The organism is Staphylococcus sp. EG-SA-14, from assembly GCF_017151935.1.
GTDB classification, from domain to species: Bacteria; Bacillota; Bacilli; order Staphylococcales; family Staphylococcaceae; genus Staphylococcus; species Staphylococcus aureus.
Genome location: NZ_JACVZM010000118.1, coordinates 1 through 244 on the forward strand (window position 1 = coordinate 1; position 244 = coordinate 244).

Here is a 244-nt window from a genome sequence, read left to right on the forward strand (position 1 = left end):
TCACTTGGAACTTAGCTGGCGGATATAAATCTTCATTAAAACTTATTGACGATTTATATGAAAAGTTAAATATTGAAAAACAATCAAAATAATTAAGGAGTTTTACGATGCTACTTAAACCAAAATAATAGGCCTTGTAAGTCTGTTTCGTTCATAATAAGTATGCCTTGAGTAAAGGCTGTAAATAGCATCGCAATCGCAGCACCTGCCAAAATGACACGGTGAGGTGAGAATAGTGTTTGTC

General features: G+C 34.0%; 1 protein-coding gene and 1 pseudogene. One reads left to right on the forward strand and one right to left on the reverse strand.

The annotated features are described in order from the left end of the window. Window positions 1–92 (forward strand): hypothetical protein (locus IDG63_RS14870; protein ID WP_241012400.1); only part of this gene is annotated, 92 nt, incomplete at its 5' end. On the opposite strand, the pseudogene IDG63_RS14595 reads toward IDG63_RS14870, so the two are convergent. Continuing rightward, window positions 83–244, reverse strand: a pseudogene (locus IDG63_RS14595) (iron chelate uptake ABC transporter family permease subunit); the annotation flags it as partial. The gene IDG63_RS14870 and the pseudogene IDG63_RS14595 overlap by 10 nt on opposite strands.